The sequence below is a fragment of the Marinobacter sp. X15-166B genome (assembly GCF_001752365.1).
Lineage (GTDB): Bacteria > Pseudomonadota > Gammaproteobacteria > Pseudomonadales > Oleiphilaceae > Marinobacter.
Genome location: NZ_MEIY01000001.1, coordinates 2,847,521 through 2,862,794, shown reverse-complemented (window position 1 = coordinate 2,862,794; position 15,274 = coordinate 2,847,521). Strand labels below are relative to the sequence as shown.

Here is a 15,274-nt window from a genome sequence, read left to right as displayed (position 1 = left end):
CCGTCCAGCTGGGGGGCGGCCTCCAGCGGCGTGCTGGTGTCCATGATGAAGGTTTCGAGTTTGAGCTGGCGCAGCAATTCGCGCTTGCTGGTGTGACGGACGATCCGGCCATGGTCAATGATCGCAATATTGCGGCACAGCGCTTCGGCCTCTTCCAGATAATGGGTGGTGAGAATGATGGTGGTCCCTTGACGGTTGATTTCTTCCAGGAACCCCCACATCGACCGGCGCAGCTCAATATCCACCCCCGCGGTGGGCTCATCCAGAATGAGCAGGCTGGGTTCGTGCACCAACGCCCGGGCGATCATCAGGCGGCGTTTCATGCCACCGGACAGCAACCGCGCCGGCGTATCCCGCTTGTCCCACAGACCGAGTTTGCGGAGGTATTTTTCCGCTGAGGCCTTGGCGCGACGCAGCGGAATGCCATAGTAGCCTGCCTGGGTGGTCACTATGTCCATCACTTTTTCGAACTGATTGAAATTGAATTCCTGCGGCACCACCCCCAGATTCATCTTGGCGGCGGCACTGTCTGTTTCAATATCGTGCCCGAATACGCTCACCGTGCCGGCGGTTTTGGTCACCAGCGAGCAGACCACCCCCAAAGTGGTCGATTTACCGGCACCGTTGGGCCCCAGCAATGCAAAAAAATCGCCTTTGCTGACGTTAAGGTCGATGCCTTTCAGGGCCTCAAAGCCACTGTCGTAGATTTTGGTGAGGCCTGTAATTTCAAGCGCGTTGGTCATTGAGCTGTCCAGATAAACGAAGTCTCGTGAGTGCGGTCAATAAATGATAAACGTTACTGTAAGTGGTGGCAGCAACGAGAATTTCAAGGTGGGGGGAGCGCCGGCGGACTAAAAGCGCAGCTTACCGGTTCAGGGGCCGGGTGTTTACCAGCCGGGAAGCCGGAACCACCGCCAGCGGGGTGCGCGACGGACCGGTTCGGTCTTGGGAGGTTTGAGGTCCACCGAGCCGAACGGCAGGCAACGGGCAATCTGCAGGCGAGCGTCTTTCGGCCGGCGGAGGTTGCTGCCGCCCAGGTTCAGGATGGTGGGCGCAGCTAACGGCTGCCGGAGTTGATCGGTCATCACCTGTACCGTCGGAAACAGCCGGCGCTCGGGGGAGTTGGACACCACCACGCCCCGTTGTCCGTTGCTCAGCTCCACCTGGGTCCCTATCGGGTAAATACCGATCGCGCGGACATATTTTTCGAGCAGGTCTTCCTGAAACTCAATATTGCACATGCTGAAAAGCTGGCTGACAGCCTGCGCCGGCGTCATGGGCTGCCACCCTTCCCGGGGCCCAGTCAGCTTCTCATATTCGTTCACCAGACCAGCGATCTTGGCGAGCAACGGAATCCTGTCACCTCGCAGCCCTTGCGGAAACCCGGTGCCGTTGTGGCGTTCACAATGGCGCTGAACAATGCTGATAACCACCTTGGGCACCCCCGCCAAGGTGAGTTGCCGGGCACCGAGATCCGGGTAGGTGCGGAACAGTTCGTACTCGTTGGCATCCAGCCCCTGCTCGTTACAGGTAATGCTGGTGGGCAGCCCGGCCTTGCCCACGTGGGCCAGCGCACACCCCATCGCCAGGTGGTTCAGCAGGGGTTCCGGCAAACCCAGATGACGACCAAACACCAGCGCCCAGACAGCGGTATTGAGCGCATGCCGGCAGGTGTGATTCTGCTGCTCCCGGGTCCTGCTCAACCACAACAACGCATCCGGCGTGCGGATCACACTGCCCACCATGCGCTGCACCACGGCTTCGAGGGCGATGAAATCGGGGAGCTCACCGGCGAACAACTGCGCCGTAACGGCCGTCAGCGCGGTTTCGGCGTCTGCCAGCAAGGTGGCGGACGCTTCGATCTCGTGTTCGCGGGGGATGGCGGGGGGATAAGCCACCGCATCTTTCACCTTCAGCGGAGGCAATTCGAGCACTTCTACCCCCCGCTGACGGCTCGATCGTTGCACAAACAAGGGGGGTATGTGCCGGGCGTACTCGGGAATATCGTGGATCTCGTCGACCCCCACTGCAACCCACTGGCAGTGGGAGGCAAGCGCCCGGATATCTTCCTGACTGCGAATGAAAAACCCCTGTATGGGAAAGGGGGTCTGGTGCCAGGGCCGATCCAGATCGGTGACGAACATGCCTATTTCCAGGTCGTGAACGGCAACTTTTTTCTGGTTCAGATCCACGGCTCACTCCATGGCGAGCGCCTTCCTTGATCCAACATATTCCGGAACTCCGTCCCGATGAACGCTGCACTCAGGTGTCGTCTGTGCCTCCACCGGCACGCTCGGTCACCTTCGCCAGCTGTCAGGTTTGCTTGTGCTTATTAATGTATCCTTTTGTAACGGTAAGTATATAGCACACACTTGCAACGCACACCCGAAAACATCCAAAACTCAGCTGTTCTCAAACTGCAGTCCGAACCCGTCTTCCATGACCCGCACCACCTGCATGCTCAGCACGGGTGCCGGTATCGCCAGGCCCTGCACCTGCACCTGCACGCTGTCCCCCAACGCCAGACCATAGGCCTGGTCATCCACCGCAATGAAGATCCCGCCGTCGGAAATATCCCGGGTGGCGCACTGGATCTCTCCCAGTACTGGATGGCTGACTTTTACGGTTGCACTCATCGGGGTACGGATATGCACCCGCCGGTTAGATGTGGTCATACGGCTCTCACACAAGGTCTCTGGAATGGTTTGTTGTTGTATGCCGCAAGCTTAGCATTGTTTTTATGACAAATAGCAGAGTTGGGTATTGACAGGCCTGCGAACAATAATGAGAATGGTTACCGTTAAGAATTACACACTCTCAAACTCCAACGCACGCAGGCACTCCTCGACCCGCCGCTGCTCGAAAGGACACCGATTATGCGATTAAAACTAGCTGCAACCGCTGCCCTGGCGCTTTCCGTATTACCAGTGGCCGCAAGCGCCGATGGTGAAGTCAACATCTACTCCTACCGTCAGGCGTATCTCCTGGAACCCGTGCTTGAGGCCTTCACCGAGGAAACCGGCATCAAGACCAACGTGGTGTTTGCCAAGAATGGCCTGGCCGAGCGTTTGCAGCGTGAGGGCCGGAACAGTCCGGCGGATGTCGTCATGACCGTCGACATCTCGCGCATTGACGAGTTGGTTGACCGTGACCTGACCGCCGCGGTGGACAACGACGTGCTGACACAGAACATCCCCGCAAATCTGCGCCACCCGGAAGGCAAATGGTTCGGCATTACCGTGCGCGGACGGATGCTGTACACCTCGATCGACCGTCTCGAAGAGGGCGACCTTACCACTTACGAAGAACTGGCGGACCCCAAGTGGAAAGGCAGAATCTGCACCCGCTCAGGCAAGCACCCGTACAACGTTGCACTGATTTCCTCCATGATCGCCCACCACGGGGAAGCCGAAGCTGAGCAGTGGCTGACCGGTCTGAAGAACAACCTGGCGCGCAAGCCCCAAGGCGGTGACCGGGACCAGATCAAGGCCATATCGGAAGGCGTCTGTGATATCGCCATCGGTAACAGCTATTACTACGGCAAGATGCTGGCGGATGACAACCAGCGCGCGGCCGCCGAAAAGGTACGCATAGTGTTCCCCAATGCCGAGGATCGCGGCACGCACATCAACATCAGTGGCGTGGCACTGACCAAGAGCGCCCCCAATAAAGAAAACGGCATCAAGCTGCTGGAGTATCTGTCCCAGGAGCACGCCCAGGTGATCTACGCAGAGGTCAACACCGAGTACCCGGTGAACCCGGAGGTCGAACCCTCGGGCGTGGTGGCCAGCTGGGGTGAACTGCACGCCGACACCCTGCCCCTGCACGAAATTGCCGCGCACGCCGCGCAGGCGGTACGCATGGTGGACCGGGTCGATTTCGACAACTGATCCGCTGAAACACCCGGGCCGGGCCTCCGCGGCCCGGGTTTTCGCCACCAACTCCCTAAAACCATTGCAGTAAGGACGCCTACTATCTAAACTCTTGCCCCTTATAATTGACCGCTTCTCATTTACACTTACGGGATCATCATGGAACAGCTTGCCGAAAGCGCTGATCACCCGTCGTATCAGCCACTGCTCGCCAAGCGTACTTCCAGACGCTGGCTGGTGTCGGCCGCGCTGATTACGGCCATCGTTGCGCTCCCGGTGATCTCGGTTCTGTTTCTCGCCTTTTTCCCCGACGAGAACATCTGGCCTCATCTGATGGCCACCACCCTGCCCCGCTATCTGATCACCACCGGCAAGCTCATGGTTGGTGTGGCGGCTCTTACCCTGCTGTTCGGCCTCTCCAGTGCCTGGGTGATCACCATGTGCCAGTTCCCGGGGCGGCGTTTTTTTGAACTGGCGATGCTGCTCCCCTTTGCGGTACCCGCTTACGTGATCGCCTACGTGTACACCAGCTTGCTGGATTACGCCGGTCCGGTGCAACAAACCCTGCGCGGGGTGTTTGGCTGGTCCAGTGCGCAGGATTACTGGTTCCCGGAAATTCGCAGCCTGGGCGGCGCCACCCTGATGCTCGGGCTGGTGCTTTACCCCTACGTATATCTGCTCGCCCGGGCGGCGTTTCTGGAACAGTCGCCGTCGCTGTTCTCGGTCAGCCGGAGCCTGGGCCATTCGGCCGTCAGTACCTTTGTACGGGTGGTGCTGCCCATTGCCCGCCCGGCGATTGCGGTGGGCCTGTCATTGGTGCTGATGGAAACCCTGAACGACTTCGGCACGGTGGACTTCTTTGCGGTACAGACCCTGACCGCCGGTCTGTTCGACACCTGGATGAACCTGGGCAATCTCGGGGGTGCCGCGCAGATTGCCGCCACCATGCTGACCTTTGTGGTCATTCTGGTGACTTTGGAACGCTATTCCCGGCGCCGCCAGAAACAGTACGCCGCGCGGGATAACCGCCAGCCGATCCAGCGTTTTGTCCTGTCGGGCAAACAACAGGCCCTGTGCCTGCTGGTGTGCTTGCTGCCCTTTGTCCTGGGCTTTCTGTTGCCGGCGCTGACGCTGGCGAATTACGCTATTGAGTACTTCGATGAAAGCTGGAACTCCACCTTCTTCCGCAACACCCTGAACAGTCTGTTCTTGTCTGGCGCGGCGGCGCTGACCACCCTGCTGATCGGTGTCACCCTCGCCTACAGCCGCCGTCTGCACAACACCCGGGGCATGCAACTGCTGATGCGCCTGTCCAGCCTGGGGTATGCCATGCCCGGGGCGGTGCTGGCGGTCGGGGTCATCATTCCCCTCGCCGGTTTTGACAACTGGCTGGACGACCTGATGCGCGGTGCGTTCGGGGTCAGTACCGGCCTGCTGTTGAGTGGCTCAACGTTCGCGCTGGTGTTTGCCTACACGGTGCGCTTTCTGGCGGTGTCCGCCGGCAGCGTGGAAAGCGCCCTGCAAAAGATCACCCCCAGCATGGACATGGCTTCCCGGTCCCTGGGGCACACCCCCGGCAAGACCTTGGTGCGGGTGCATTTACCCATGCTGCGGGGCACCTTGCTGACCGCCGCCCTGGTGGTGTTCGTGGACAGCATGAAAGAGTTGCCGGCCACATTGATTCTGCGACCGTTCAATTTCGAGACGCTGGCCACCTACGTGTACCAGTTTGCCTCGGACGAGCATCTGGCACACAGCGCGCTGCCGGCGCTGGTCATTGTTCTGGCAGGCATACTGCCGATCATCCTGATGAGCCGCTCCATCAGCAGTTCCCGGACCCTCGCTTAACGCACCAGAGGCCCTGCGTCCTGCACCACAAACCGCCCTTCGAGGGTTGCCACCGGCCGGTCGTCTGTGGCCAACCGGGGGTGGCCGCAATACACCTGGGTGCGGATGGTGATCCGGCCCTTGCCATGGCGCGCCAGGCTCTTGCGAAAACGCGCCACCCCCGCCTCGTCCGGCAATTCTCCAATGGCGTAAAAGTCCCCGGTCACCGGCTCGCTGTAGTCTATGGCACCCTGCTGCACCACCACCTGCCCCGTTAACTGCCAGTCTTCCAGCACCAGTTCGGCCAGACCCCAGGCGGCCACCACCGCCACCGAATAGATACTGCCACCAAACCCGGTCCCCTGATGATTGTGGTTGGGCGCCAGGGGCGCACTCACCAGCAGTTGGCGGCCATTGTAGTCTTCCAGCCTGACCTCCATATGGCGGGCCACGGGAATAACCTCGTGTATACGTCGTTGAAAGCGTTCCAGTTGAGCCATGATTCCTCCTGTTGCTCTGAATACTAAGTGGCCGAAAATGCAGCGCCAATGCGACTAATGTCGCTTTTCCCACCTGTCAGGGGGAATTTGGCTTTATTAAAAAGCTCCCAAGGGCCATCTTTAACGATTCGGGGTCAACCAACGCACTATCCCTGTGATAAACTCGCGTACCTGGAGACCCCCAATCAAAAATTATTAGAATATTCTGGAGACTGGTACATGGCCAAGCGAACTCTGCGCAATCTTGCGATGGGCGCACTGCTTCTTACAGCGTCGGGACTATCAATGGCGGACGACCCCAAAGTGGTTGCCATCACCCAGATAGTAGAACACCCGGCCCTGGATTCGGTGCATGAGGGTGTTGTCGACGAACTCAAGGAACGTGGGTATGTGGTTGGTAAAAACCTGAAGCTGATGCACGAAAGCGCCCAGGGCAACTCTGCCATTGCCGCGCAGATCGCCCGCAAATACAGCGGCGAAAGCCCGGACGTGATTGTTGCCATTGCCACTCCTTCGGCACAGACCATGGCCGCCGCCGTGCGTGACCTGCCGGTTGTGTTCGCCGCCGTCACCGACCCGGTCGGCGCCAAACTGGTGGCCAGCCTTGAAGAGCCCGGCGCCAACATCACCGGCGTGACCGACATGCTGCCGATCGAAAAGCACGTCGATCTGCTCCAGCAACTGGTCCCGGACGCCCGTCGCATCGGCACCGTGTACAACCCGGGCGAAGCCAACGCCGCGGCGCTGGTGGAGCTGCTGGAAGCCAGCCTGAACGCCCGTGACATGGTGCTGGTCAAAGGCGCCGCCACCAAAACCTCTGAAGTACTGGGCGCTGCCCGCTCCCTCGTGGGCAACGTCGAGGCCATCTATCTGACCACCGACAATACCGTGATCAGTGCCGCCGAAGCGGTTGTATCCGTTGGCCAGCGCGCTAAAATCCCGGTCTTTGCCGCCGATACCGCCACCGTTGACCGGGGCGCAGTCGCCGCGCTTGGTTTCAACTATTACGACCACGGCCGTCAGGCAGGCGCCATGGTTGCCCGCATTCTGGAAGGTGCCAAGCCTGCCGCCATGCCGGTTGAAATCACCGAGAGACTCGACCTGTTCGTCAACCCGGGAGCCGGTGAAAGAATGGGCATGACCGTGCCAGAAGACGTGGTCAACGCCGCCCAGAAGGTTGTCGGCAACTAACAGCACACTAACCGCATAGCCAGGCCCGGCAACAGGCCTGGCTAGCCCATTAAAACAGCGACGATTTATTCATGCTCAGCGAAATTGCACTCTACGGTGCCGTAGAGACCGGCCTGATCTATGGTCTGGTGGCTTTCGGTATCTACATCTCTTTCAGGGTTCTCAACTTTCCCGACCTGACCGTTGACGGCAGCTTCCCCCTGGGCGCCGCTGTTGCCGCCATTCTGATCATCGACGGGGTCAACCCGTGGCTGGCCACCAGTGCCGCCATCATGGCCGGCATGGTCGCAGGCGCGGTCACCGCCCTGCTGAACGTCAAGCTGAAGATTCTGAACCTGCTGGCGTCGATCCTGACCATGATTGCGCTCTACTCGGTCAACCTGCGCATCATGGGGCGACCGAACATCGCCCTGTTGTCGGAAGAGACCGTGCTCACCCCCTGGGAAGAACTGGCGCTGCCCTATTACCAGATTCCGGTGTTGCTGTTTTCCCTCATCACCATCGTCGCCCTGGTGTTGCTGTGGCGCTTCATGAAATCGGAAACCGGCCTGGCCATGCGCGCGACCGGTGCCAACCCCCGCATGGCCCGCGCCCAGGGCATTGCCACTGGCGCGATGATCGTGCTCGGCGTAGCCATCTCTAACGGCCTGGTGGGTCTGGCCGGAGCCCTGTTCGCCCAGAGTCAGGGGGCGGCCGACGTCACCATGGGGGTGGGCGTAATCGTTGTGGGACTGGCGTCGCTGATCGGCGGTGAGGCCGTGATCACCCCCACCTCGGTGCTCAAAGCCCTGCTGGCCTGCGTGGTCGGGGCCATCATCTACCGGCTGGCCATCGCCTTTGCCCTGAACGCAAACTTCATGGGCATTCAGGCGCAGGATCTGAACCTGATCACCGCGGTGCTGGTTACCCTGGCCATCGTTCTCCCCGGCGTGCGCAACTCGGTGCGCGCCCGCCTGACCCGCAACAACGCCTGAGGAGTGCCCCGCCATGATTAGCGCAAGCAACCTGAAACTGACCTTCGGCAAGGGCACGCCGCTGGAAAACCCGGCACTGCGTGACATGAGTCTGACGGTGAACCAGGGCGAGTTTGTTACCGTCATAGGCAGTAACGGCGCCGGAAAGTCGACCTTTCTGAACGCCCTGGCCGGTGAAGTCATGGTCGACAGCGGCAAAATCATTGTTGACGACCAGGACATGACCCGACTGCCCACCTACAAACGCGCCCACCGGGTGGCCCGGGTGTTCCAGGACCCCCTCGCCGGCACCTGCGAAGGCCTGAGCATTGAAGAAAACCTCGCCCTGGCCATCAAGCGCGGTCAGCGTCGCGGCCTGAGTTCGGCGGTCAAAGCCCGCCACATGGACCAGTTCCGCGCCAGTCTGGCTACCCTCGAACTGGGTCTGGAAGACCGGCTCACCGACAAGATGGGGCTGCTGTCCGGTGGCCAGCGCCAGGCGGTGAGCCTGCTGATGGCCAGTCTGACCCCGTCCAGCATTTTGCTGCTGGACGAGCACACCGCCGCGCTGGATCCGAAAACCGCGGCCTTTGTGCTGGAACTTACCGAGAAAATCGTCTCGGAACAGAAGCTGACCACCCTGATGGTCACCCACAGCATGAAGCAAGCTCTGGAAGTGGGCACCCGCACGGTCATGCTGCACCAGGGCCAGGTGGTGTTCGACATCGCCGGTAAAGACCGCGAAGGGCTGACCGTGAAAGACCTGCTGAGCCTGTTCGAGCAACAGCGGGGCATAGAAATCACGGACGACAACCTGCTGCTGAGCTGACCGGATTGCAACCGCGCGACCGGAGTCACCCGCCCTGAATGTGTGACCCCGGTCGGGTTTCCCGTAGTATTTTCCCTGATTCCCCCAACACAATATGTAGTATCGAAAAAACTATCGCCTGCTAATGCGCCCCACTATTGGCTTTTAAAAATGCAAGCGATTTTTGGTTGATTTACACTTGGGGTTTGCGGGTTCCAATAGGCTCCACCTTCTTCACAATCCACAATATGCTGTTATACTTTCTGCAAACACATCAACATATAGCGTTCTAACGCACCACTCGGGTTGATTTTTTTACAAGGAAGCCTTCTGGCTCAGCACGGTGCGGTCTCGGCTGAATGGCCGGGACAGACAACCGCTTCCTTTCATCCCGATTACTAGATGTAGTAATTCAAGCTACTGACCCAACAGCTCTCGGGCAGAGGTCAGGCAATACCACATTATGAATACCGCGCCATCAGCCGGACGGCCCGGGCGCGGTCACGAATTTTTAAAGAACATTCAGAAACAGAGGTTGGCAATGAACGCAAAGGCGCAGGCAATGGTTACCACAATCCCCATGCAGGATGCATCACTGGACATCTGGGCGAGCAAGTACCAGCTCAAGACCAAAACCGGGGAAGCGGTTGATAAGGACATCGCAGCCACCTACAAGCGGGTGGCCACCGCCCTGGCGGAAGTAGAAGCCAAAGGCAAGCGCGCCGAACACATGAAAAACTTTTTGTGGGCCCTGCAAAACGGTGCCATCCCCGCCGGCCGCATTACCTCCAACGCCGGTGCCGAAGCCCACAAGCCCGCCACCTCGACCATCAACTGCACCGTGTCGGGCACCATCGAGGATTCGATGAACGACATCCTCGAGAAAAACCACGAAGCCGGTCTGACCCTGAAAGCCGGTTGCGGCATCGGTTACGAGTTCTCTACCCTGCGCCCCCGCGGCGCCTACGTGGCCGGTGCCGGCGCCACCACCTCCGGACCGCTGTCGTTCATGGATATCTTTGACCGCATGTGCTTCACCGTGTCGTCCGCCGGTGGCCGCCGCGGTGCGCAGATGGCCACCTTTGACGTGCACCACCCGGACATCATTGACTTCATTCAGGCCAAGCGCGAAGACGGCCGCCTGCGCCAGTTCAACCTGTCGCTGCTGATCACCGAAGACTTCATCGAAGCCGTTAAAAACGACGAAGACTGGCACCTGTCGTTTCCGGTCACCCAGAAAGAAGTCGAGGAAGAAGGTCTGGACCTGACCGACCCCAACCAGTTTGTGTACCGTGATTTCCCGGCAGACGACGACTACGTGCTCAACGCCGACGGCCAGGCCGCCTGCCGTATTTACCGCACCCTGAAAGCCCGGTTCATCTGGGACACCATCATGACCTCGACCTACGATTACGCCGAGCCCGGCTTTATCCTGATCGACAAGGTCAACCAGATGAACAACAACTGGTTCTGCGAAGACATCCGCGCCACCAACCCTTGCGGCGAGCAGCCCCTGCCCCCGTACGGCAGCTGCCTGCTGGGTTCGGTGAACCTGACCATGTTTGTCGATCACCCGTTCACTGACAAAGCCAGCTTCAACTACGAGAAGTACCGCAAAGTGGTCGGTATCTTCACCCGCATGCTGGATAACGTGGTCGAAATCAACGGCCTGCCCCTCGCCGAACAGCGCCACGAGATTACCTACAAGCGCCGCCACGGCATGGGCATCCTCGGCCTCGGGTCCACCCTGGCCATGCTGCGCATGCCCTACGGCTCGGCGGCGTCGGTGAGCTTTACCGAAGACGTGGTCCGGGAAATGGCGGTGGAAGGCTGGCGCCAGTCACTGGCCCTGGCCGAAGAGAAAGGCCCGGCCCCGATCATGAACGACGAGTTTGAGATCACCCCCAAACTGCTGAACAAGAACCCGCAGCTGAAGGCCGACGGCTACAAGGCCGGTGACATGGTCAAAGGCCGCGTGCTGCACGCCAAGTACAGCCGCTACATGCAGCGCATTGCCGAAGTAGAGCCGGAATTGGTGGCCGAACTGGCCGAGAAAGGGGGCCGTTTTACCCACCACACCTCCATCGCGCCTACGGGCACCATCAGCCTGTCGCTGGCCAACAACGCCAGTAACGGCATCGAGCCGAGTTTTTCCCACCACTATTCGCGCAACATCATCCGCGAAGGCCGGAAAACCAAAGAGAAGGTCGATGTGTTCTCGTTCGAGCTGCTGGCTTACCGTCACCTGGTCAACGCCGCAGCCATGCCCTTCTGTCAGGAGGAAGAGACCCGTCTGCCGTCCTACTTCACCACCGCTGACGATGTCACCCCGACCCAGCACGTGGACATTCAGGCGGCCGCGCAGAAGTGGGTGGATTCGTCCATCTCCAAGACTGCCAACGTGCCGACGGATTTCCCCTATCAGGATTTCAAAGACATCTACATGTACGCGTACGACAGCGGCCTGAAGGGGTGCACCACCTTCCGCTTCAACCCCGAAGCCTTCCAGGGCGTACTGGTGAAAGAATCCGATCTGGAAGCCACCCTGTACGAGTTCACCCTCGACGATGGCAGCAAGGTCACATTCAAAGGCAACGAACAGATTGAGTACGACGGTGAAATCCACACCGCCGCCAACCTGTTTGACGCATTAAAAGAAGGCACTTACGGCAAGTACTAAGCCGGTTTACCGACACAGGAACAAAAGACATGACAGTAAAGATTACCAACAAAATCGTCGGGTATCGGGTGAAACAAGCCGACGCAGCAAGCGAACAGCCGGCGGCCCCGGTGGCCAAGCCGGTGCAGATGAACGAGTCCATCGAACGGCCCGATTTTCTGCTGGGGACCACCTACAAGATCAAGCCGCCGATCGCCGAGCACGCCATGTACATTACCATCAATGACATTCTGCTCAACGAAGGCACCGACCACGAAAGCCGTCAGCCTTACGAGGTGTTCATCAACTCCAAGGCCATGGAACACTTTCAGTGGGTGATCGCCCTCACCCGCGTTCTGTCGGCGGTGTTCCGCAAGGGTGGCGACGTCACCTTCCTGGTGGAAGAGCTGCGCTCGGTGTACGACCCCAACGGCGGCTACTTCAAGAAAGGCGGCGTGTTCATGCCCTCGCTGGTGGCCGAAATCGGCGCCGTCATCGAGCGCCACCTGAAGGCCATTGGCCTGATTGAGTGCGACGAACTGAGCGACGTCACCAAGCGCATCCTGGCGGAAAAGCGCGCCGAGTTTGAGGCCACCCAGGCCCCGGTCAACGACGACAACGCCAGCGACTACCCGGCCACCGCCACCATGTGCGCCAAGTGCAGCACCAAAGCGGTGATTGTAATGGACGGCTGCGCCACCTGCTTGAGTTGCGGCGACAGTAAGTGCGGCTGATGGATTAGACGTGCAGCGGTAAGCGATGCAAAGCCCGGGGGGAAACTTCCGGGCTTTTTTTTGAGCGAACTGTCACCTCTCCGTTCACTGATGTAATAACGACGCGGTCGCGATATTACCTCGGTTCCTACTGGAAGACTTGCAAACGACTGATTTTGAGATAGATTGAGAAGCATTGATCGAAATTTGTGCGGAGTTATGCCGCGTTCGGTAAAACGGCAATAATGACGCGTTCTGTCTAATATGCTGTTAGCTGGTGTGGCTTTGTTCCTTTCGGGTGGTTTGGTGCCATAGGCCTTGGCCGAAAATTGGTAGCAAATCCGGATGGTTCGGTGCCATGCCAAGGCCCGAAAATTTGGCGTATTGTTGGCAGCTCAATCGATCGCAGGTGTCGGTTTAAAAATTGGTGCTGGCCTTGTGGGGCCATCCACGAAAAATCGGAATTGGATCTGCTAATCTGAAGTTCAGGTTCGTTCACCGCGTCGCTGTCGGTGGTTTCAATTACGGAGCATCAGCGGACGCTGGTGCAAGGGCAGCGGAGCAGGCCGTCATATTGGTTACCAGGGATTGGGCTTCATCAAAACCCCCAGCTAACCAGTGCATCAAATTCGTTCCGGCCCGATGGGCCTCCACCGGACGGCTTTTTCTCCGCTTCGCTGCGTAAAAGCCGCCGTTTATGCAGGCGTTAAAGGAAAAAAACCGAGTCGTGGCACCGGCAATCAATCCGTGCCAAAATTGAGTGACACGAGAATGAGAGGTTTTATTTATGAATCTCCAGAAAATTCAAGACGAAGCGCTCCACCTTCCCAAAGAGGAACGGGCCCAATTGATCCAGCGGCTGGTATTGAGCCTAGAGTCTCCATCCAAAGACGAACTCAGGTCCGATTGGTTGCTTGAAGCCCGACGCAGGGCTGAAGAGCTCGATAGCGGCTCAGTACAGGCAGTGTCCGGCGAGGATGTTTTGAGAAAGGCTCGAGCTCTGATCAAATGAATTATTCTTTTCACCCGGCAGCGGAAGCTGAGTTCCTGGAATCAGTTGGTTATTACGAATCACGAGTTCCGGGATTGGGTGGTGCCTTGATAGAGGAATTTGAGGCCCTGGCCAATTTGATTGGCGAGTCACCGAAAAGCTGGCAGGTCGAGTTGCCGCCAGATATTCGTAGAGCGCCCCTTCACCGATTTCCGCTATCCATCGTTTACCGAGAAAAGCCTGATGACTTTCAAGTTCTGGCTGTCGCTCATGACCGACGACGTCCGCAGTACTGGCTTGATAGGCTTTAACAATCGGCTGCACAGCGACCGATTTTCAGCCGCTTCGCGGCTCCAAACCGGCGCGTGAGCTGGGCGTTAAATTTAAGGAAAAACTTATGAGTCAATCAGAAAGACAGGCAGTCATAGATTTAGGGCAAAAGCTAAAAACCCTGATTGGCTATGATTCGGAAAGAATTTACACTCGATCAGAATGGGGGAGTGTTTTATCTTTCGAGCCATTCCGCGAAGATTTTGAGCGATCATTTGGCTTGGCTAGGATATTCGCAGATTTACCCTATCACTTATTACCTGATGCCCAACTAAATACCATTGGCCAAGCAGTTGAAACCGCATCAAACCATTTTGCACAAATTGATAGCTTTGATAGCGCTACAGCAAACAACCCCCAGAATTTAGTTCAGTCACTTGGGAATACAGTTAAAACCCACGCCGATGCTATAACTGTTCAAATGGCACAGTGTGTAGTGGTCAACTAATCCCGGACAGTATTTTAAGGTTTTCCTCAGCCGCAACGGGCGAAATGCCGTCGTTGAATGCGTGAGGTCGCTGCCGGTTGTAGTAGTCCATCAGATAGCCACCCACATCTTTTTTGGCCTCGGGCAGGTTCCGATATCCTAAGGCCGGTATCCATTCAGATTTCAGACTCCGGAACAGCCTCTCCATCGGTGCGTTGTCCCAGCAGTTGCCACGTCGGCTCATGCTTTGGGTCATTCGATAGCGCCAGAGCCTCTGACGGAACTTACGGCTGGCATACTGACTTCCCTGATCTGAGTGGAACATGACCTTTTCTGGTTGACCACGCTGTTCCCAGGCGTTGTCCAGAGCTTTGACCACCAAATCGGCATCGGGGTTGGATGACATAGCCCAACCAACAACGCGGCGGGCATACAGATCCAGCACGACAGCCAGATAGCTCCACCGCTGGCCGCTCCATACGTAGGTGATGTCACCACACCACGCCTGATTGGGGCGGTCTACCGTAAACTCACGAGCCAGATGGTTCGGGATATCAGGTCGCTCAACGGTCGCTTGCTTGTAGGCGTGAGGACCCGGCTGCTTACAGATCAGCCCCAGCTCACTCATCAATCGTCGAACCTTGAAGCGCCCAATGACAACGCCGTCGTCATTGAGCATGCCCTTGATCGTTCTACTGCCGGCAGAGCTACGGCTCTTGGTAAATAGACGGTTTACCTGAGCCTTCAGGGCCAGACGCTCAACATCCACGTGCTTCCGCCGTTGGCGGTACTCGTAATAGCTGGAACGGCTGATATCAAACGCATTGCAGACCATTTCAACAGGCACGTGCTCACTCAACTGGTCTATCAGCGCGTACGATTCATGTCGTCCGACATCAAGAGAGCGGTAGCCTTTTTTAGTATGTCTTTCTCCTGTTCAAGGCGCTTGCAGCGGGCTTCCAGCTCCTGAATACGGCGCTGCTCTGGGGTTAACGCCTTACCC

14 protein-coding genes and 1 pseudogene are annotated in these 15,274 nt (G+C 58.3%); 9 read left to right on the top strand and 6 right to left on the bottom strand.

Going from position 1 to position 15,274, the window contains the following annotated elements:
- The 3 genes from BG841_RS13440 to BG841_RS13430 form a co-directional block, all read right to left on the bottom strand.
- The coding region (locus tag BG841_RS13440; protein WP_228141664.1) for an ABC transporter ATP-binding protein at window positions 1-743 on the bottom strand (743 nt) is incomplete at its 3' end.
- A 144-nt stretch (window positions 744-887) separates the two neighbouring features.
- A complete protein-coding gene (locus BG841_RS13435) occupies window positions 888-2,192 on the bottom strand; it encodes an HD-GYP domain-containing protein (RefSeq protein ID WP_141737102.1) in 1,305 nt (434 codons plus the stop codon).
- A gap of 210 nt (window positions 2,193-2,402) precedes the next feature.
- Entirely contained in the window at window positions 2,403-2,675 is a 273-nt protein-coding gene (locus tag BG841_RS13430) for a PilZ domain-containing protein (protein WP_070058115.1), read from the bottom strand.
- Window positions 2,676-2,876: 201 nt separating this feature from the next.
- Between BG841_RS13430 and BG841_RS13425 the strand changes: the two genes are divergently transcribed.
- Together BG841_RS13425 and BG841_RS13420 are read left to right on the top strand one after the other, a co-directional pair.
- Complete coding sequence (locus BG841_RS13425) at window positions 2,877-3,890, top strand: Fe(3+) ABC transporter substrate-binding protein (RefSeq protein WP_070058114.1); 1,014 nt, start codon at window positions 2,877-2,879, stop codon at window positions 3,888-3,890.
- 141 nt (window positions 3,891-4,031) lie between these two features.
- Complete coding sequence (locus BG841_RS13420) at window positions 4,032-5,720, top strand: ABC transporter permease (RefSeq protein ID WP_070058113.1); 1,689 nt, start codon at window positions 4,032-4,034, stop codon at window positions 5,718-5,720.
- Here BG841_RS13420 and BG841_RS13415 read toward each other — a convergent pair.
- A complete protein-coding gene (locus BG841_RS13415) occupies window positions 5,717-6,199 on the bottom strand; it encodes a thioesterase domain-containing protein (protein ID WP_070058112.1) in 483 nt (160 codons plus the stop codon). The genes BG841_RS13420 and BG841_RS13415 overlap by 4 nt on opposite strands.
- 219 nt (window positions 6,200-6,418) lie before the next feature.
- Here BG841_RS13415 and BG841_RS13410 point away from each other — a divergent pair, with 219 nt between their 5' ends.
- The 6 genes from BG841_RS13410 (at window position 6,419) to BG841_RS13385 (ending at window position 13,535) form a co-directional block, all read left to right on the top strand.
- A complete protein-coding gene (locus BG841_RS13410; RefSeq protein WP_070058111.1) occupies window positions 6,419-7,390 on the top strand; it encodes an ABC transporter substrate-binding protein in 972 nt (323 codons plus the stop codon).
- Between the two features lie 71 nt (window positions 7,391-7,461).
- The gene (locus BG841_RS13405; protein WP_070058110.1) at window positions 7,462-8,364 is read left to right on the top strand and encodes an ABC transporter permease; all 903 of its coding nucleotides are present in this window, start codon (window positions 7,462-7,464) and stop codon (window positions 8,362-8,364) included.
- 13 nt (window positions 8,365-8,377) lie between these two features.
- Window positions 8,378-9,172 (top strand): ABC transporter ATP-binding protein, encoded by a 795-nt coding sequence (locus tag BG841_RS13400; protein WP_070058109.1) that lies wholly within the window; start codon window positions 8,378-8,380, stop codon window positions 9,170-9,172.
- 520 nt (window positions 9,173-9,692) lie between these two features.
- Window positions 9,693-11,831 carry an adenosylcobalamin-dependent ribonucleoside-diphosphate reductase gene (locus BG841_RS13395; RefSeq protein WP_070058108.1) on the top strand — a complete coding sequence of 713 codons (2,139 nt, stop codon included), beginning with the start codon at window positions 9,693-9,695 and terminating at the stop codon, window positions 11,829-11,831.
- Between the two features lie 29 nt (window positions 11,832-11,860).
- Window positions 11,861-12,544, top strand: coding sequence for an NrdJb (locus tag BG841_RS13390; protein ID WP_070058107.1), 684 nt, complete (start codon window positions 11,861-11,863; stop codon window positions 12,542-12,544).
- Between the two features lie 766 nt (window positions 12,545-13,310).
- A complete protein-coding gene (locus BG841_RS13385) occupies window positions 13,311-13,535 on the top strand; it encodes an addiction module protein (protein ID WP_070058106.1) in 225 nt (74 codons plus the stop codon).
- Here the strand turns inward: BG841_RS13385 and BG841_RS17170 are convergent.
- Complete coding sequence (locus tag BG841_RS17170) at window positions 13,476-13,838, bottom strand: hypothetical protein (RefSeq protein WP_198929239.1); 363 nt, start codon at window positions 13,836-13,838, stop codon at window positions 13,476-13,478. The two genes, BG841_RS13385 and BG841_RS17170, sit on opposite strands and share 60 nt — an antisense overlap.
- A 73-nt stretch (window positions 13,839-13,911) precedes the next feature.
- Here BG841_RS17170 and BG841_RS16915 point away from each other — a divergent pair, with 73 nt between their 5' ends.
- A complete protein-coding gene (locus BG841_RS16915; RefSeq protein ID WP_141737101.1) occupies window positions 13,912-14,292 on the top strand; it encodes a hypothetical protein in 381 nt (126 codons plus the stop codon).
- Here BG841_RS16915 and BG841_RS13380 read toward each other — a convergent pair.
- Window positions 14,285-15,274, bottom strand: a pseudogene (locus tag BG841_RS13380) (IS3 family transposase); the annotation flags it as partial. The gene BG841_RS16915 and the pseudogene BG841_RS13380 overlap by 8 nt on opposite strands.